18 protein-coding genes are annotated in these 16,917 nt (G+C 50.3%); 14 read left to right on the plus strand and 4 right to left on the minus strand.

What is annotated here, in order from left to right:
* Positions 1–89 precede the first annotated feature (89 nt).
* From KNP77_RS00005 to KNP77_RS00030, 6 genes are all read left to right on the plus strand, one after another.
* Positions 90–563, plus strand: coding sequence for an O-antigen ligase family protein (locus KNP77_RS00005; RefSeq protein ID WP_214888138.1), 474 nt, complete (start codon positions 90–92; stop codon positions 561–563).
* 201 nt (positions 564–764) lie between these two features.
* Positions 765–1,286, plus strand: coding sequence for a hypothetical protein (locus KNP77_RS00010; RefSeq protein WP_214887539.1), 522 nt, complete (start codon positions 765–767; stop codon positions 1,284–1,286).
* A gap of 268 nt (positions 1,287–1,554) precedes the next feature.
* On the plus strand, positions 1,555–1,797 hold the full coding sequence (locus KNP77_RS00015) for a hypothetical protein (RefSeq protein WP_214887542.1): 243 nt from the start codon (positions 1,555–1,557) through the stop codon (positions 1,795–1,797).
* Positions 1,790–2,323 carry a hypothetical protein gene (locus KNP77_RS00020; protein WP_214887545.1) on the plus strand — a complete coding sequence of 178 codons (534 nt, stop codon included), beginning with the start codon at positions 1,790–1,792 and terminating at the stop codon, positions 2,321–2,323. Before KNP77_RS00015 ends, KNP77_RS00020 begins: the two co-directional genes overlap by 8 nt.
* A 51-nt stretch (positions 2,324–2,374) precedes the next feature.
* Complete coding sequence (locus KNP77_RS00025; protein ID WP_214887548.1) at positions 2,375–3,415, plus strand: N-acetylmuramoyl-L-alanine amidase; 1,041 nt, start codon at positions 2,375–2,377, stop codon at positions 3,413–3,415.
* Between the two features lies 1 nt (position 3,416).
* Positions 3,417–3,686, plus strand: coding sequence for a holin (locus KNP77_RS00030; RefSeq protein ID WP_214887553.1), 270 nt, complete (start codon positions 3,417–3,419; stop codon positions 3,684–3,686).
* Between the two features lie 957 nt (positions 3,687–4,643).
* Here the strand turns inward: KNP77_RS00030 and KNP77_RS00035 are convergent.
* Positions 4,644–4,865 (minus strand): hypothetical protein, encoded by a 222-nt coding sequence (locus KNP77_RS00035; protein ID WP_131458076.1) that lies wholly within the window; start codon positions 4,863–4,865, stop codon positions 4,644–4,646.
* A 234-nt stretch (positions 4,866–5,099) separates the two neighbouring features.
* The gene (locus tag KNP77_RS00040) at positions 5,100–6,062 is read right to left on the minus strand and encodes a DNA/RNA non-specific endonuclease (protein ID WP_214887556.1); all 963 of its coding nucleotides are present in this window, start codon (positions 6,060–6,062) and stop codon (positions 5,100–5,102) included.
* Positions 6,063–6,259: 197 nt separating this feature from the next.
* Here KNP77_RS00040 and KNP77_RS00045 point away from each other — a divergent pair, with 197 nt between their 5' ends.
* The 6 genes from KNP77_RS00045 to KNP77_RS00070 all read left to right on the plus strand — a co-directional run bounded on the left by KNP77_RS00045 (position 6,260) and on the right by KNP77_RS00070 (position 10,772).
* Positions 6,260–6,442: a hypothetical protein gene (locus tag KNP77_RS00045; RefSeq protein ID WP_016509062.1), complete on the plus strand. Its 183-nt coding sequence runs from the start codon at positions 6,260–6,262 to the stop codon at positions 6,440–6,442.
* A 69-nt stretch (positions 6,443–6,511) separates the two neighbouring features.
* Positions 6,512–7,417 (plus strand): Gfo/Idh/MocA family protein, encoded by a 906-nt coding sequence (locus KNP77_RS00050; RefSeq protein WP_214887559.1) that lies wholly within the window; start codon positions 6,512–6,514, stop codon positions 7,415–7,417.
* 60 nt (positions 7,418–7,477) lie between these two features.
* Complete coding sequence (locus KNP77_RS00055; protein WP_214887562.1) at positions 7,478–8,896, plus strand: alanine/glycine:cation symporter family protein; 1,419 nt, start codon at positions 7,478–7,480, stop codon at positions 8,894–8,896.
* A gap of 110 nt (positions 8,897–9,006) precedes the next feature.
* Positions 9,007–9,828: a YihY/virulence factor BrkB family protein gene (locus tag KNP77_RS00060; RefSeq protein ID WP_070327214.1), complete on the plus strand. Its 822-nt coding sequence runs from the start codon at positions 9,007–9,009 to the stop codon at positions 9,826–9,828.
* A gap of 78 nt (positions 9,829–9,906) precedes the next feature.
* Complete coding sequence (locus tag KNP77_RS00065) at positions 9,907–10,461, plus strand: hypothetical protein (RefSeq protein ID WP_070327215.1); 555 nt, start codon at positions 9,907–9,909, stop codon at positions 10,459–10,461.
* Between the two features lie 83 nt (positions 10,462–10,544).
* Positions 10,545–10,772, plus strand: coding sequence for a hypothetical protein (locus KNP77_RS00070; protein ID WP_236633676.1), 228 nt, complete (start codon positions 10,545–10,547; stop codon positions 10,770–10,772).
* Between the two features lie 59 nt (positions 10,773–10,831).
* On the opposite strand, the gene putP is transcribed toward KNP77_RS00070, so the two are convergent.
* Positions 10,832–12,313: a sodium/proline symporter PutP gene (gene putP / locus KNP77_RS00075; protein ID WP_131463546.1), complete on the minus strand. Its 1,482-nt coding sequence runs from the start codon at positions 12,311–12,313 to the stop codon at positions 10,832–10,834.
* 349 nt (positions 12,314–12,662) lie between these two features.
* Entirely contained in the window at positions 12,663–13,640 is a 978-nt protein-coding gene (locus tag KNP77_RS00080; protein WP_214887566.1) for a D-alanyl-D-alanine carboxypeptidase family protein, read from the minus strand.
* Between the two features lie 202 nt (positions 13,641–13,842).
* Between KNP77_RS00080 and KNP77_RS00085 the strand changes: the two genes are divergently transcribed.
* Together KNP77_RS00085 and KNP77_RS00090 are read left to right on the plus strand one after the other, a co-directional pair.
* Positions 13,843–15,375 carry an FAD-dependent oxidoreductase gene (locus tag KNP77_RS00085; protein WP_214887569.1) on the plus strand — a complete coding sequence of 511 codons (1,533 nt, stop codon included), beginning with the start codon at positions 13,843–13,845 and terminating at the stop codon, positions 15,373–15,375.
* 66 nt (positions 15,376–15,441) lie between these two features.
* A complete protein-coding gene (locus KNP77_RS00090) occupies positions 15,442–16,908 on the plus strand; it encodes a carboxypeptidase M32 (protein ID WP_214887571.1) in 1,467 nt (488 codons plus the stop codon).
* The last annotated feature ends 9 nt before the right edge of the window (positions 16,909–16,917 follow it).

A 16,917-nucleotide genomic window follows, 5' to 3' on the forward strand; every position in this document is an offset into this window, starting at 1 on the left:
TCAACGGCCGCCCACGCAAATGCCTGGGCTGGAAGACCGCACACGAGGCCTTCACGGACGAAGTGTTGCGCTTAATTTGACAAACCGTCATAGTAAATTACTTAGGTAAGGATTTAACTTTTACTCACAGAACTTATATTTGGGACTTAGTAATCGATAAGGTAAGAGATTCTATGGTGTTGGGATATGGTAGGGGTAATACACTAATTTTAGAAGGTATATCGTATTTAGGAGTAAACGAGGCACACAACGGTTTCTTGCAAATTGTTTTAGAGTCGGGAGCTCTTGGTTTGATTAGCTTTTTACTAATATTAATTATTGTTGGTAAAAAACTAACTACGTACAAGTATCATAGATTTTCACCGGTTTTATCATTCTCTATATTTGTGTTTATGATTATTGGGCTTACAGAGAGTACCTTCTACCGAAAAGAGTTTTGGATATTATTAGTTCTTGCTTATGGATTAAAACAAATTTCACAACAAGTTAGTCAAAGTGATTTAACATCTAATGGTAAAATCAAGGAAAAACCAAAGAGAAAAAAGATTAGAGTAACATGGTAGTTGGGTCAAATAGCGATGAAAAGATAGGAGGTATAATCCATGATCAAAGGAAAAATGTTAAATCTATCAAATAGTAAAACGATTGATAAAAGTAAACTGACTAAAGATGCTGCAAAACTGATTAGTAAATGATTAGATTGTAATTACCACTCCAAGATAATTATAATAATGACGTTGTAATTATCTTGGAGGTGAATGTAAATGAAAGTTCATGGCAGTGGTTTTCCAACGCCAGACATAATGGAATTTGAAATTAGTCGTAAAATCAGATTCGTTTCAATGTGTAATATATCACCAGAGCACAATCAACTTTTCCGGATAGGGACAATGGGCGTTGAAAGGCAAATTATCTCAGAAGGTATTTCCATCGAGTCTTTGCCAAAACTCAATGCCATTATAAGTGACCAAAAGATGATAACCTTCGAACTTGACGAAGAAGCAGGTGGTTATCGAACAAACTTAGTTTTTTATCCTATTGATTTTTGGATAGAGAATCAATGGTCTGATTATGCAATATTAGCTTCGGTTCTAGAAGAATATTGTCATCATTTCTGGAATATTGAAGATGAGGCACTGGTTAAACGTAAAGTGGTCGATATTATGAACAGTCACATTTTTAATAGAGAATCTCAGGTGACTCTAGATCAAGTTTATAATATTAAATGGATAGAGGAATATGAGTACAGAAGAGACAATGGACTTGATTTGACAGACATGCACTAAAATTATTTAACGTAATTAATTTCTCTCAGAAGCGCTCCCTCGGGGCGCTTTTTTGTTGTCCGTCACCGTCTCAAAAGGAGGGTCACACTCATGCACATGACACAGCCCGTGACCCCACATTACAAGGAGGTCGCATATGCGTACACAACAAGCATTAGAAGGAGCCGTCGCTATCGTCGCCACGAGCGTCACGGCGTTGCTCGGGGGATGGGACGTGGCGCTTAAGCTCCTCGTCACCCTCATGGTCATCGACTAGGTTGGATTTAGCGTGTTCCGGACATATATCCGGATGCGGAAATCGACGGCAATCCGCATGAAGCGACGCGTGAAGTATTTGGCAAGGCAGTACAGCAAGGGGAGAGTGGACGGTGACGCGGTCCTTCGGACGTTGCGCAGCTATGACGGCCTGATGATGCATGGCGACTGCCATGCACTTCGAAAGAAATTGTACAGGGATACAGTGCTCGTGCGGCCGAGCGATAACGGAAGAGGGAGTGTCGAATATGGCTGAGGAGTTAGTCGACCGGGTTGACCAACTGGAGAAGGATATGAAAGAGCAGAAAAAGGTGATTCAGCGGATCGAGGAGACGGCAAAACAAGGCGCGGACCTTGCACCTGCAGTCGAGACGCTCGAGCTGAACCATAACGAACTAAAAGGTTCGATCGATACGCTCGAAAAGACCATGAAGACGTTGACCGAGAATGTGGCCGCGCAGGCGCAAAGCAATCTGTTGACCGGCGCGAAGGTCGAGGACATCGCCGGCGACCTGAAAGAGTTCCGCGCCGAGCAGGCGAAGCGCGACGGGCGCAACGAGGTCATGATGGGCACCGTCATCAAGCAGTCGGACAAGATGCTCGATATCTTCAGAGAGCAGGTGCAACTCGACGGGCAGGTCAACGTCAAAATCGAGGAGACCCGACAAAAGCGATTTGAGACCGAGCGTGAAATTAAGTCTCACTATTGGAAATGGGTGTTGATTGCTACGCCGTACGCCGCGGCAGGTGTGGCAGCGTTATGGCACTTTGTCATCAAATGACGTCATCTTCGGATGGCGTCTTTTTGATTACATTCATAAGGAGGAATTACATTGACAAATATCCGAGCAGAAGAAATTGAAATCGGCGTTGACGATGGACACGGGCTAGCGCCACTAACGCCAGGGAAACGAACTCCCTTCATTCAATCAATCGGACGGTTCATTCCGGAAAATGAGTTTAACAAAGCAGTTGCAGCTTATCTGATTGCAGAGTTGAAACGCTGCGGGTTCAAAGTAGTCGAAATGGCTCCTGGAGATGCGGATCATTCACTAGCATCTCGTGTAAAACGAGCGAATGATGCAAAGGTTGACCTTTTTATCTCGATTCACTATAACGCTCTTGATGGAAAATTCGATGGGCCAGGTAAAGATCCTGAAGGTTTCTCGGCACACATTGATCCGTCGGGCGGTCAGTCTGAAGTGTTCGCAAAAATCGCGCTCAAACATTTGGCCAAAGGCACAGTTCAAAAAAATCGTGGTGTCGTGAAGCAACAACTTTACGTTACCGCCAATACAAAGATGCCTGCAGTCTTATTTGAACTTGGCTTTATGGACAACAACCGTGAGGCATTGCTCATGATTGACAAGTCGTTCCAACAAGAATGCGCTTCGGAACTCGCGATGGCGGTATGTGAGTTCTACAAAGTTCCCTATATCGGTGCTCAAAAACCACAGACCATCAAGCCACCTGTTTCGATGGTCAAACTTGGAACGGCGAAGATGCTCCGAGACGTTCCGGTCTATGCCAGCGCAAAATTTGGAACACAGACTGGCGCACAGCTGAAAAAGGGAGACGTACGTCACGTTTATGCAATCGATCGAGGTTGGTACCAGTTGTTCAGCGGCGAGTTTATCCCGAGCAACTACGGGAAAAACTTCGATTTCGAACCGGTCCCCTCAAAAAAGCCTGAACCTCCAAAGGCAACGTCCAAACCGGTGGAGGTAAAACCTGTCGGAACAAAAGGCAAGTTACGACGCGTCATCGTGGACGGAAAACGAATCGGATCCTTCGGAGACGAAGATAATCTTGAACGAAATGTTTTACAAGCACTGAAGAAAGACTTCAAAAAAATCGAAGTGGAGGACGTCTAACATGGAATTTCCAGCAGAGCTCCTATTGCTCGTCACGTTGATATCTCCGGTCATCATCGGATTGAGTGAAGTAGCGAAACAAACGGTCCGCATCCCGAAAAATATGATCCCGCTTGTCGCTATCGTTATCGGCATCTTGGTCGGGATTGCCGCCGCCCCGTTCACAACGGTCGACATTTATATCCGTATTTGGGCAGGTGTGATTGCAGGACTTGCCTCGGTCGGTCTATATGAGTCAGGTAAAACAAGGGACGGTTACACGAAGGAATGAACACAGCAAACCCCACTCTGTTGAGTGGGGACTTTTTTATTGGATTTTTTCCATTTCGGGGATCGTCAACTCAGTGGGTCTTGAAAAACGCCCCGTTTTGAAACTTAGATATACCGAACACAGTTCGTTATCGCATTGAACATGAAGGAGGACGCGACCTGTCAAAATCTTTTCGATGCTGAAAATGACGTCTTGCCGCTCGAGCGCCCTTGATAGTCGTCCGTAAATCCATGCCAGTTCTTCTTCGCTTGCTCTACGAATGGGTTTGCTGTATTTGTATTTGGCCAACATTATCACCTCACATTGAGCATAGCTCTTGAAGGCGAGATTAGTCATGTGTCCATATGATTAAATGAGGGTATGATAAATGACATAAGAAAAGCCCTCTATCGAGAGCTCACTCTTTCAATCGAATGGTTCATTCCCTCAAACTGTAACTGAGTCCGCTCTTCAACCCTAGAACTGAACTCGGCTCTTAATACGCGTTCGGTGTTAGACGTGACCTGCATATTCTCCATGTACTTCATGATCTCGATGATTTCCTCTTTGGTACCGATGATTGCTAACTGCATGATGTGATTGCCTCCCCGTGCCGCAAACAGGTGACGTTTTGATAGAATCATTTACCCATATATCGCAAGACGGAAACGAATTGCACACCAGCTCTTGAACGGGCCATTGCACACCTCATTGCACACTAGGTGGATAATTTATGTTGTTATCCCAATCATTTTACTTCATACGTATAGCAAGAGATAACGATTGATAACGGATAAGACGATATAAATAGTACTACCAGTTCTTCGGCAAACGTCCGCCGAGACGTGCTGTCGAGCCGACTTCAGAAGGTAAGTAAGTCGTCATTGCTCGTAGATACAAAGAAACGCTTCTAGAGCGACTTCAGACCGTAGACACATGTCTATGGTCTTTTTTCTGTTCGGACGACAAAAACGCTTCTTATTCTTTAGAAAACGTTAAATAGGCGCCTAGCAATGTCAGTCCGAGAAGTAAAAACAAAAACCAAGGCGAGATGTTTCCACCCCATGCAAGCGATCCTTCTTGTGTTGCTACGTAAGATGCAGCCTGTAAGACTGAATCAGCTAATTCATTCAATTGAAAGATTAACATGCCAAACAAAATTGTTTGCGTAATGATCAGCAAACCCACCAAACGTTTCATATTAGAACCTCCTAGACTATATGTATGCCGTACTGACAGCAATAACTCCTAATAAGGCGGGTTTGAAAATTTGTGTTCCATCCCGATTCACCATCATTCAAGAGAAACGTGAAACATTCGACTGCATATCTTATTCAACAAAAAGAAACGCTCTTCCTTTAACTAGAAAGAGCGTCGTCACGTATACTGTGAAATCGTCGTACAAAAAGTTGACTCACGCGGGGAGGTTACGTGTTATTCGCCGACCATTCCATCCCCGTCATTATCCCGCATATGCGGGTAGAGCCAGTGGTCGCTCGTGATCGGCATGCTGAAGCCGGCGTCTTTCGCTTCCTGGATCGTCACTTGCCCGTTCCCGTTCGCATCGACGCTTGATACGTCGCCAACCGGCTCTGCAGCGGGAGCGGGAGTAGCCTCCGGTTTTGGTTCGCTCTCGGTCAGACCGAGGCCGGCATTGACCTCGTCCGGGTTCACATTATCAAACTTGTCGACGATGACATTACCTTTCAACGTGTATGTGTATTGATAGCTCGACGGGATTTGCGTCTCGGTATCCGGATACGTGATGATGGCCTCGAAATCGGTCGCCCCGCCCGCACTACGGATCACACTTTCCATATAAGCCTGGTCCCCGTGACGATTGAGCGTGCTGTCTTGCGGGGTGATATTGAAGGCGTTAGAGACGCCCCCAAGTGAATCAGCGATGACATGTCCTTCATCTAAAGATTGATGTTCAACGCCGGGGACTTTCGCCTCGTCCCAGTAGTAGCGTCCTGACGAGGTGACGTCCTCGCTCTCATCATCTTGTAGGATGATCTCGTCAGCTGTTACTTTCACGAGTTGCCCATGATCGTTCGTGAACGCCCAATATTCACGGTCTCCGAAACCGACGTCGACGACAACATTCGCCTCGCGATGTCCGGACAAATCACCACCGTCGACTTCGACACGTTCGTAACCAGAGAAGCGATCGCTAGTCGGTTGTTGTTCCTCCGCTTCCGTCTCGACAGCGGGTTCTTCTTGTGAATCGGTCACTTCAACGGATTCCGCTTGAGACTCAGCCACATCGGACGATTCTTCTTGCGAATCGGTCACTTCAATCGTATCATCGATAGGAGACGTCTCTTCTTCGGTGCTACATCCGGCCAGTAGAAACATCGCCAGCGGTAAGGCTAAATAAGTAAATCGTGCTTTCATTTAAAAACTCCTTTAATCATTTGGTACATACTTGTTCATTCTAGGAATCTTTGAATGATTATACAAGGCTTATGATTGGAAATTGTAGGATTTCTGAATATATATAACATGAACGATTTGACTAGGTGTACTTGAAGCGTTTCAATCGTTCAGTTACAGGTAATACATACGTATACATAGTGGAGAGGAGACGTCTCATGCAACTATACACGATTGAATATGCGTTTCAAGACAAGGAGCAGACGACACGAACGTGTGAAGTCGAGCTTGATCGAACGCCGGACTTGAACGATAACGAGCAACTCGCTGATCTTTATCAAATCGTATCGGACGCCATTCGTAAGCCAATTACAAGTTTTGAAATTTTAGCGGTCCATTAAATGAACCATCGACCCCGGGCCGACGCTTTGGGGTTTTGTTCAGTCAATCGAAAGAGGAGTGATGTTGAAATGAAATTAGTCGTTGTTGGTTTAGGTGATGTTGCCAAGAAAGCGTACTTACCGGTCTATGCCGGGTTAGATGGGGTAGATGTTTATCTTGTCTCGCGGGATCAGGGGAAAGCAGAACAACTTGTCCATCAATATCGATTCAGCGGTCACTTCCGAACGCTTGAGGACGTCCCGCTCGGTGAGATGGATGCGGTGTTGATCCATTCGACGACGTCAGCGCATGCCGGACAAGCCGAGTACGCCCTTCGGCAAGGCGTCCACGTCTTCATTGATAAACCGGTCACGTTCACGCTCGAGGAGACCGAACGTCTCGTCCGGCTCGCAGACGAGCACGAGGTCGAACTCGTCACTGGCTTCAACCGTCGTTTTGCGACGGCGACGGCGGCGCTCAAAGAAGTCGAGAACCCGAACCTCGTCTTGATCCAAAAGAATCGTACATATCAGCCGGCGACGCTGCGTGAGTTCATCATCGAGGACTTCGTCCACGTCGTCGATACGCTCCGTTACTTGACCGGTCTCAATCCGGTCGAGGACTTGTCTGTTCGGACGCGTTATGAAGGGGATACGCTCAAACAGCTCCAGATCAATTTCACGGCCGGCGGCGTCGAGGCGGTCGGCATCATGAACCGGGACAACGGCTGCACCGAAGAAGTGATGGAAGTGATGTCACCGGGTCTAAAACGCGTCTCTCGAGACGTCGAGCGCGTCTACGACTATACGCCCGACGGCATGCTCGAGCGCGCCTTGAGCCCGTGGGAGTCGAATTTGACACGGCGCGGCTTTACGACGATGATCGACGCGTTTCTCAAACTGTTGAACGGGGAGCCGAACGGTTGTGTTCGCGCCGAGGACAGCTTGACGACCCATGCCCTTTGTGAACAAATACTAGACGCGGCAACGCGGTGACGGAATCGTTTCTGGCGGGGCTAGACCGGGTAAGAACTCCATAAAAGGAGGGGATGCGCAGTGGATGTCCGCGAATTGGTCATGCAAGCGAACGACCTGTTATGGACGTACGTTCTTATTTTCGTATTGATTGCCGGTGGGATTTTCTTCACGATCCGGATGGGATTCGTGCAGTTTAGAATGTTGCCGGAAATGTTCAAGTTATTGTTCATCAAAGGGCTCAAACATGAGAAAGGGCAAGTGTCTTCGTTCCAGGCGTTCGCCATCGGGACAGCGGCACGGGTCGGCACCGGAAATATCGCCGGCGTCTCGACCGCGATCGCGCTCGGGGGACCTGGGGCCGTGTTTTGGATGTGGCTCATCGCCTTGATCGGTTCGGCCTCGGCTTTCGTCGAGAGCACGCTCGCCCAAGTGTACAAAGTGCATGACGGCAAGGCGTGGCGCGGCGGACCGGCCTATTACATCGAGCGGGCGCTCGGTCAACGTTGGCTCGGGATCGTCTTTGCGATCCTCATCACGTTCGCGTTTGGCTTTGCCTTTAACTCCGTGCAAGCGAACACGATTGCGCTTTCTGTCAATAACGTCTTCGCCATCGATACGGTCTGGGTTGGTGTTATTTTGGCCGTTGCGACGGGGATCGTCATCTTCGGCGGGATCCGGTCGATCTCGACGTTGTCCGGGATCATCGTCCCGATCATGGCAGGTGGGTATATCTTGCTCGCGCTCTGGGTCGTGCTGACGAATCTCGACGTCGTTCCGGCCGTGTTCTCGGCCATCTTCTCAGAAGGTGTGCTAGGCTTCCAAGAATTGTTCGGCGGGGCCGTCGGAGCGATGGTGCTTCAAGGTATACGGCGCGGCTTGTTCTCGAACGAGGCGGGGATGGGGTCGGCGCCGAACGCCGCCGCGACCGCTGAGGTCAGCCACCCGGTGAAGCAAGGGTTGATCCAATCGCTCAGTGTCTTCGTCGATACGCTGTTCATCTGTACGGCGACCGCGATGATCGTCTTGATCTCCGGTGTTCCTGGTTCTGAAGACTTCCAAGGTATCGAGCTCGCGCAAGAGGCGCTGTTGACGGAGATCGGACCGGTCGCGACGACGCTCATGACGATCGCCATCCTGCTGTTCGCCTTCAGCTCGATTTTAGCGAACTATTACTATGGAGAGACGAACATCGAGTTCATCTCGGAACGGAAAGTGTATGTTGTCATCTATCGTATCGCCGTGCTAGGGATGATCATGTTCGGCTCGGTCCGCTCGGCCGGACTCGTCTGGTCGATCGCCGACATCTTCATGGGATTGATGGCGCTCGTCAACATGTACGCCATCTTCCGTCTCAGCAAAGTCGCCAAACTGTTGCTCGACGATTACGTCGCCCAAAAACGGTCCGGACGGGATCCGGTGTTCTCGCGCGATGACGTCGATCTGCCGGGCAAGGAACATCTCGAGGCGTGGGAATCGAAACGAGAACACATCAGTTAAGGACGAGGCAAGAATAGGCAACGACTGTCGTATTCTTGCCTTTCAAGCAACATTATTATTATTTCAAATACCGCATTTATATTAAATAAATTAAGAAAAGAGTAGACAACATGATACAGACGTTTAAAGTTTTATTCAAGCGCTTTTTTGCCGAACGTTTTTTCGATCAAGCCGCGATGTTGGCTTATTATTTCATCTTGTCGACGTTTCCGTTCTTATTGTTCGTCCTCGGCATTGTTGGATGGCTCCCGTTCACGAGCGGGGACGTCATCTCGGCGCTGTCTCTCGTCATGCCGGAAGCGAGCTACCGACTGCTAGAAGGGAACATCGAGGCGATATTTGATGACTCGAGGCTGCGTCTGGCGTCGCTCAGCATTTTGCCGGCGCTATGGATTTCGTCAATGGCGGTCCAGTCGCTCGTCCGGTCATTGAATGATGCGTATCGGCTCATCCGGAACAAGTCGTTCTTAAGAGGGGCTCTCCAGGACATCGCCGTCACGCTGGCACTCATGTTCGTTCTGCCGTTCTCATTGGTCATCCCTGTGGCCGAGACCGCGCTGCGCGAACTGTCGACGCGGATCATTTTTGTCGACGACATCGTCGCGGGATATGCACAAATATGGTTTTACTTCCGCTGGGTCGTCGGGACGCTCGTCATGTTTGGTGTCTTCCTGCTCGTCTACAAATGGCTGCCGAGCCATCGCGGGACGTTCCGTGACAGTTGGGCCGGGGCAACACTCGCTACTATCGGCATATTGACAGTTTCCAACGTCTTCAGCTACTATTCTCAATATGCCAACTACGAACAGTTTTACGGTCAGCTCGGTGCGTTTATTATCTTGTTGGTTTGGTTTTATTTGGCGGCTTCCGTCATCCTCCTTGGAGGGCTATTGAACGCGACGCTCATTGAACGAAAAGAAATTTCCGATTGACCTGCAAATGCTTGTTATCATTCAACGATTGAGGGAATGATACCGTTAAGACACATCTTTTAATCGGAGGTGGGAAACATGGATATGCAACGGCTCGTACACAATCGTCGTTTCATCGATCAAACATTGTTTTACCTCGCCTTACAATTATGGAAGTGGGTCATGTTATTACCGGTACTCTTTTATTTGGATATCTCAATGAGCACCGCTCCATTTTCGCAATACTTGATGGTCAGCCTCCTGCTGTACGTCACGTTTCGTGTCATCCAATACGTGGTCGCCAGCCGGGCTTCCTTGATGGAGCTGTTAGAATTCGGCTATGCGGTCTTGTCGCTCGTGCTCGTCCTGTTTTTACTGATCGAGCTCTCCGCTTCTCCTGGTGCCATCGCTTTGATCGTCGGAGTGTTCTTGGTCCACCCGTCGTTGGCACTGCACCACTATCGTGACTTCACGGAACGGAAGTGGTTGAACAAGCAGTTCCAGCTGTTCAGCCCGATGCTACGGGAAGGGGAGGTCCCCGTGCACGTGCTCGTCTTGACCGAAGATGAGATCGTGATCACGGCCGAGAGCGGCAAGGAGTTCACGTATCGACATATTTACTGGGGTGGCTTCTATTTCGAAAACGTCTCATGAAGGTGGTAAGGTGATTGAATAATATAATTGTTATCGTGTTTTGGGTTGTCACGTTCGTCGCTTTTTTTAAAGGGGCTTACGACATGTGGCGGGAGTATCGTGCCACGAAACAGAAATCGGTGCTCTACTTCCTGCTCGTCTTGATCCTCACTTGGTTTTGGTTCAATCCCTACGAATTGACCGCGCTTCATCCGTTCGTCTTAATGGCGTATTATTGGAACCGAAATCGATGGATGAGAAATGCCATGCTCGCACTCGTGCTCGCCACGTTCTTCCTCCAACTTTGGGTGATGGCGGGGACGATGTACTAAAGAAGTACAACCGACAAAAAACGCTCGACCCGTGAATTGGGTCGAGCGTTTTGTATGACTTAATCTTTTCTAGCGGCAGCAAGTTCTGTTTCCATTTCACTGAACTCACGGCTGATCCGTTTTTGTTCGCGTTGGCTCGTGAACGTGCTGACGAGAACGATGGCAAGCATACTCAAGAAGAAGCCTGGCACCATCTCATAGATGACGCTCGAGAGTCCCGTGATGATCCAAAGGATGACCGTGATGGCACCGACGAGAATACCGGCGAGTGCGCCTTGGCGCGTCATCTTCGTCCAATAGAGCGACAAGAGGATCGTTGGACCGAAGGCCGAGCCGAATCCGGCCCAAGCATAGCCGACGAGCGTCAAGATCGTGTTCGATGGGCTGAGCGAAATGAGTGTCGCCACGACACCGACCGTCAATACGCCGATTCGACCGGCGAGTACCATCGTTTTATCGCTTGCATCTTTGTTGAAGAACTTACGATAGAAGTCTTCAGTCAACGCCGACGACGTGACGAGCAATTGCGACGATACAGTCGACATGACGGCTGCGAGGATCGCTGCGAGCAAGAATCCGGTGATGAACGGGTGGAACAAGACGTCAGAGAAACGGATGAACACCGTCTCCGGGTCTGCTAGCGGATTGCCTTGACCACGGAAGTAGGCGATACCGACGAGGCCGGTCATGACCGCACCGATGATCGAGACGGTCATCCAGCCCATACCGATCCGGCGTGCCGCCTTCAATGATTTCACATCTCTGATCGCCATAAAACGAACGATGATGTGCGGTTGGCCAAAGTAACCGAGTCCCCAAGCGAGGAGACCGATGATCCCTAGCGTTGTCGTCCCTTTAAACAAGTCGAAAAGATCGGTGTTGATCGCTGTCGCCGTGTTGACGGCGTTCGTCATCCCACCGACGTCTGTCAAAGCGACGACCGGTACGAGTACGAGTGCGATGAACATGATAATTCCTTGTGCAAAGTCTGTCCAACTAACAGCAGTGAACCCACCGAAGAGCGTGTAAAGAATGACGACGCTGATCGTGGCGATGACACCGGTCTGATAGTTGATCCCGAACGAGCTTTCGAACAACTTCCCGCCAGACACAAGTCCAGCTGACGTATAGAACGTGAAGAAGATGATGATAACGGAAGCTGATAGGATCCGTAGCCAGTTCGAGTGATCTCGGAACCGATTCTCTAAAAAGTCAGGAATCGTGATCGAGTCATTTGCCATCTCCGTGAAGACACGTAGACGGGGAGCGACTAACAAGTAGTTCAAGTAAGCTCCGATGACCAATCCAACGGCTAACCAAATCGCTGATAATCCTGTGGCATACATTGCCCCCGGAAGACCCATTAACATCCAACCACTCATATCCGAAGCTCCGGCTGACATGGCGGTAACACCCGGCCCCATTTTGCGGCCGCCTAACATATAATCTGATGAGTCGGTCGTTCGCTTATAAGCGACGTAACCGATCGTTAGCATCATCACGAGGTAAAGCGCGATGGATACCCATTCTTGCCATAACATTTGATTACCTCCTGTACGCTTTCAATGTTGTTCAACAGTTTTGGTTTGAAATGTGGGAAGTCTCCCATAAAGATGACGAACCCAACTGATTTTACGAACTTGTCACTAACCTTAACGGACCTTCAGAATGATTGCAAACTGTCATCTTTTCATAAAAACGGCTCTAAAGCCTATTATACCAACGGATAAACAGGCTATTTTTCACCCTAAAAGTTTAAATATTATGACAATTAGAAATATTGAGGCAACGCCTCTGTAATCTCCTTGTAACATAAGTGACTGTTTTAAGACGAATATGCCATAAAGAAGACCTGAACCGATCGGTTCAGGTCTTCTTTATATGTAACGTTTATTCAGCCTGACGTCCGAATGCGAGTTGTTCGACGAGCCGCATCGTCGGGAACGTCTGTCCGGAACGTGCCTGCATCGTCACGAGCGCGTACTGCTTGCCTTCATGCTCCATCAAAAACACCATCGTGTAGCCCGATTCGTCGGTATAACCGGTCTTCGTCGCCTTGACGAGGTCCGAGTAGTGGATGCTGCGGCTGTTGATCGCCGACCCGAGGTGATACCACCACCGTCGCTTCATCAATCCATCTTTGTCTTCGAACTTCGCCTCGTACTCATACGTTCCGGCGATTTCGACGAGTTCGGGATACGTCCCGAACGCGTAAGTGATTTTAGCCATGTCGCGTGCCGTCGTATAGTGGTCCGGGTCCGAATAGCCGTGGGCATTTTTGAAGTTTGTTCCAGTCAAGCCTAGGACGCGGGCCCGTTCATTCATCAGTTCAACGAATTCCGCCGTCGAGCCGCTCACATACTCCGCCAAGCTATTGGCGGCATCGTTGCCCGATTCGAGCAGTGTCGCGTAGAGCGCTTGCCGGACGGTTAGGCGGTCGCCGACAGCGAGATGGACGATGTGACTGTCCCAGGGGATGTCGAGCGTCGTCGCGTGCACTTCGACGACGGGGCGGTCCAGTTCGCCGGAGACCGCCGCTTTCTCATAGGCGAGCAATGCCGTCATCAGCTTGGTCGTACTGGCCGGGTATACACGCTCCTCCCCGTGTTTGTCCAACAAGACGACACCGTCCGTCAAATCAACGAACGTCATCGCCCCGACAAGAACCTGTTCCGGGTCGGCGGTCAGAGTGGAATCTTCTACCCATTCTTGGATTGGGATATCCGGGAAAGACGGTCCTTGTTTGACCGGTTCGGCCACCGGCGCCTTCGGATCAGGTTTCACCGGTGTTTCTTGCTTGAAGCCGATGAGTGCCGGAATGATCGCGATCATTCCGACGAGCATCAAGCCGACGGTCAAGCGTCTCATTATATAGGTGTGTCTACGATGTCTACGGGTACGTTTCACTTTGCAATCGCTCCTTCATAGTTTACTTTTCTACCATAATGGATGTCGGGCAATGAAATCGTCTTCAAAATCGAGAAACAGGTCAATATTTATCGAGTGATGAAACAGAAGGGAATGGGTATACACATAAGCAGACACGTTCATTCCTAAAGGAGGTATCATCATGCATCGCTATCCATTCACGAATTCATTGTGGAGACAACACGATCGCACCCTACAGTATCCACGACTCGAGAGTTCCGTTTCTTGTGACATCGTCGTCATCGGGGCGGGGATCGCCGGACTCGTCACCGCCTATGAGCTTCAAAACCGGGGCAAGCAGGTCGTCCTGCTCGAAGCGATGGAAGTCGGCCGCGGCACGACCGGGCACACGACGGCCAAATGTTCCGTCCAGCATGGTGCCATCTATTCGAAATTGATGCAGACGTTCAATGAAGAGATGGCACGTCTTTACTATGAGTTCAACGATGAGGCGCTCGACTATTTGAGACGTCAAGTCGAAACCGGATTCGACATCGATTACGAAGTGAAAGATTCATATCTGTATACGATCGACAGCTCGAGTCAGCTCGCCTCCGAGATCGAGGCGTATCAAAAAATTGGGTTGAATGGCGGGGATGCGACGAACGAGGTCAACGCCGTCTTTCCATTCCCGGTACAACAAGCAGCCGTCATCCGCGACCAAGCCCAGATTCATCCGGTGAAATATTTGAACGAACTGGCACGTCGTTTTGTCGAAGCGGGCGGAAAGCTTTATGAGAAAACACGGGCGACGGAGATCAGCCAAAGCCCGCGTCCGATCGTCACGACATCGACCGGGCGCCGTGTCCAAGCCGATCAAGTCGTGGTCGCGACGCATTATCCGTTCAACGACATCCGTGGACTATACTTCTCGAAATTTGAGGTCGAACGGTCCTACATCGTCGCTTGCGAGACGAACGGTCCCGTGCCGGACGGCATGTATTTGAGCGTCGATTCGCCGAGCCGCTCGTTCCGGACGTTCAATGACGGCGATCGCTCGTACGTCCTCGTCGGAGGGGAGGGGCATCTGAGCGGTCACGTGACGGAGACGCGGACGCGCTACGACCGGTTGGAGCAGTTCGCGAATGAGGCGTTCCGCGCTAAAAAATCAAGTTTCCGTTGGTCGTCCCAAGACTTGATCACGTTGGACCATCTTCCTTACGTCGGTCAAATGTTCAGTCGTGAACCGGACATCTTCGTCGCTACCGGATTCGCCAAATGGGGGATGACGAACGGGATCGCATCCGGACTGTTGCTCGCCGACCTACTGACCGGTCACGAGAACCGGTTTACCGAACTGTTGGATCCGCTCCGTTCGAAGTTCAAACCGGCGGATGTCGGTCAGTTCTTGAAGACGAATATAGACACGGCTACCCAATTCGTCAAAGGAACGCTCGAGAAGCCGGGCTCGCTCGACGACCTCCAACTCGACGAAGGTGGGGTCGTTCACGTCGATGGCAAGAAAGTCGGCGCTTATCGGGATCTCGATAACAACTGTCATCTCGTATCGACCCGTTGCACGCACATGGGTTGCGGCGTCAATTGGAACAACGCGGAGCGGTCTTGGGACTGTCCATGCCATGGATCGCGCTTTGACACGCAAGGAAACGTCCTTGAAGGTCCGGCGACGAAGCCGCTCCACTATGAGAAAAAAGCGGATGTGTCGAAAGAATAGGCATTTTTCGTCACATCGATTAAAGTAGAGAGGTAAGGAAACAACTGTCATAGGGGTGGGAATCAGATGGAAATTACAAAGCAATGGCGTGAACATTTCAAACAGTTACGTGCGTTCGATGAGGCGATCTCGCTACTATATTGGGACATGCGGACACAGATGCCGGAACAGTCGGCCCCGCTTCGTGCCGAGACGATCGGTTACTTGTCGACAGAGGCGTTCAAACGTCAGACGAGCGATTCGTTCGCGGAACTGCTCGCCGAGATGACAGCGACCGAAGAGTTGACACCGACCGAGGTCCGCTCGGTCGCCGTGGCGAAGACGCAATATGAACGGAACGCCAAGATCCCTCCGGCGGAGTATCAGGCCTACGTCACACTTGTCTCTGAAGCCGAGACGGCATGGGAAAAAGCGAAAGACAAGAACGATTGGGGCACATTCGCCCCGTATTTAGAAAAAATCGTCGCGTTCCAGCGTAAGTTCGCGGATTATTTCGGATATGAGACGCATCCGTACGATGCGTTGCTCTATGATTACGAACCGGGTATGACCGTCGAACAACTCGACGAATTGTTCCAGACGCTACGGGACGAGCTCGTCCCGTTGATCCGTCAGTTGAAGTCGAGCAAGCATGAACTCGACTGGTCGATGGAGGCGGCGGTGCAAGAACAGATCTGTCACGATTGGATGCGGGTCGTCGATTATGACTTGTCCCGCGGTCGTCTCGACGCGACCGTGCATCCGTTCGAGATCACGATCAACCGCCGCGACGTGCGGATCACGACGAAGTATGATGAGTCGGACTTCCGCAACGCCCTGTTCGGGACGATGCACGAGGCGGGCCACGCGACTTACGAGCAACAGATCGACGAGGCGCTCGATGAGGTCGGACTCGGGGGAGGCGCATCGATGGGTATCCACGAGTCACAGTCGCTCTTCTTTGAAAACTTCGTCGGGCGCAGCGAAGCATTTTTACGCAGTGTCTATCCACGGCTACAAGAACGGCATCCGGCGTTTCAAGATATCCACTTCGATACGTTCTACGCAGGCGTGAACGAGGCGAAGCCATCGCTCATCCGGATCGAGGCGGATGAACTGACGTATAGCCTCCATATCATCATTCGCTACGAGCTTGAGAAGGCACTCATCCAAGGTGATTTGACCGTCGCCGAGCTGCCGAACGCTTGGAACGAGAAATATCGAGAGTACTTAGGCGTCGAGGTGCCGAATGATGCGAAAGGCGTATTGCAAGACGTCCATTGGGCCGGCGGTTCATTCGGCTACTTCCCAAGCTATGCGCTCGGATTGATTTATGCGGCGCAGTTGACCGAGACGCTCAAATCGGAACGGTCCGACTTTGAGACGTTAGTGCATGAAGGCGAGTTCGGTCCGATCAAACAGTGGCTCGAGACGAACGTCCATCGCCACGGTAAGTCGCTCACCCCGAACGAGCTGATCAAGCAAGTGACCGGAGGCGATATCTCGGTCCGTCCGCTCGTCCGCTATTTGACGAAAAAATACGTCACCGAGTAAGGAGTCTTC

The sequence above is a fragment of the Exiguobacterium sp. s142 genome, assembly GCF_018618455.1.
In the GTDB taxonomy this organism is placed as follows: domain Bacteria; phylum Bacillota; class Bacilli; order Exiguobacteriales; family Exiguobacteriaceae; genus Exiguobacterium; species Exiguobacterium aurantiacum_A.

What these genes read in the sequence shown, in the direction of transcription:
- KNP77_RS00010 (WP_214887539.1), top strand. Translation starts at nt 765, where the DNA reads ATGAAAGTTCATGGCAGTGGTTTTCCAACGCCAGACATAATGGAATTT.
- KNP77_RS00020 (WP_214887545.1), top strand. Translation starts at nt 1,790, where the DNA reads ATGGCTGAGGAGTTAGTCGACCGGGTTGACCAACTGGAGAAGGATATG.
- KNP77_RS00030 (WP_214887553.1), top strand. Translation starts at nt 3,417, where the DNA reads ATGGAATTTCCAGCAGAGCTCCTATTGCTCGTCACGTTGATATCTCCG.
- KNP77_RS00035 (WP_131458076.1), bottom strand. Translation starts at nt 4,865, where the DNA reads ATGAAACGTTTGGTGGGTTTGCTGATCATTACGCAAACAATTTTGTTT.
- KNP77_RS00040 (WP_214887556.1), bottom strand. Translation starts at nt 6,062, where the DNA reads ATGAAAGCACGATTTACTTATTTAGCCTTACCGCTGGCGATGTTTCTA.
- KNP77_RS00045 (WP_016509062.1), top strand. Translation starts at nt 6,260, where the DNA reads ATGCAACTATACACGATTGAATATGCGTTTCAAGACAAGGAGCAGACG.
- KNP77_RS00050 (WP_214887559.1), top strand. Translation starts at nt 6,512, where the DNA reads ATGAAATTAGTCGTTGTTGGTTTAGGTGATGTTGCCAAGAAAGCGTAC.
- KNP77_RS00060 (WP_070327214.1), top strand. Translation starts at nt 9,007, where the DNA reads ATGATACAGACGTTTAAAGTTTTATTCAAGCGCTTTTTTGCCGAACGT.
- KNP77_RS00065 (WP_070327215.1), top strand. Translation starts at nt 9,907, where the DNA reads ATGGATATGCAACGGCTCGTACACAATCGTCGTTTCATCGATCAAACA.
- KNP77_RS00070 (WP_236633676.1), top strand. Translation starts at nt 10,545, where the DNA reads ATGTGGCGGGAGTATCGTGCCACGAAACAGAAATCGGTGCTCTACTTC.
- putP (WP_131463546.1), bottom strand. Translation starts at nt 12,313, where the DNA reads ATGTTATGGCAAGAATGGGTATCCATCGCGCTTTACCTCGTGATGATG.
- KNP77_RS00080 (WP_214887566.1), bottom strand. Translation starts at nt 13,640, where the DNA reads ATGAGACGCTTGACCGTCGGCTTGATGCTCGTCGGAATGATCGCGATC.
- KNP77_RS00085 (WP_214887569.1), top strand. Translation starts at nt 13,843, where the DNA reads ATGCATCGCTATCCATTCACGAATTCATTGTGGAGACAACACGATCGC.
- KNP77_RS00090 (WP_214887571.1), top strand. Translation starts at nt 15,442, where the DNA reads ATGGAAATTACAAAGCAATGGCGTGAACATTTCAAACAGTTACGTGCG.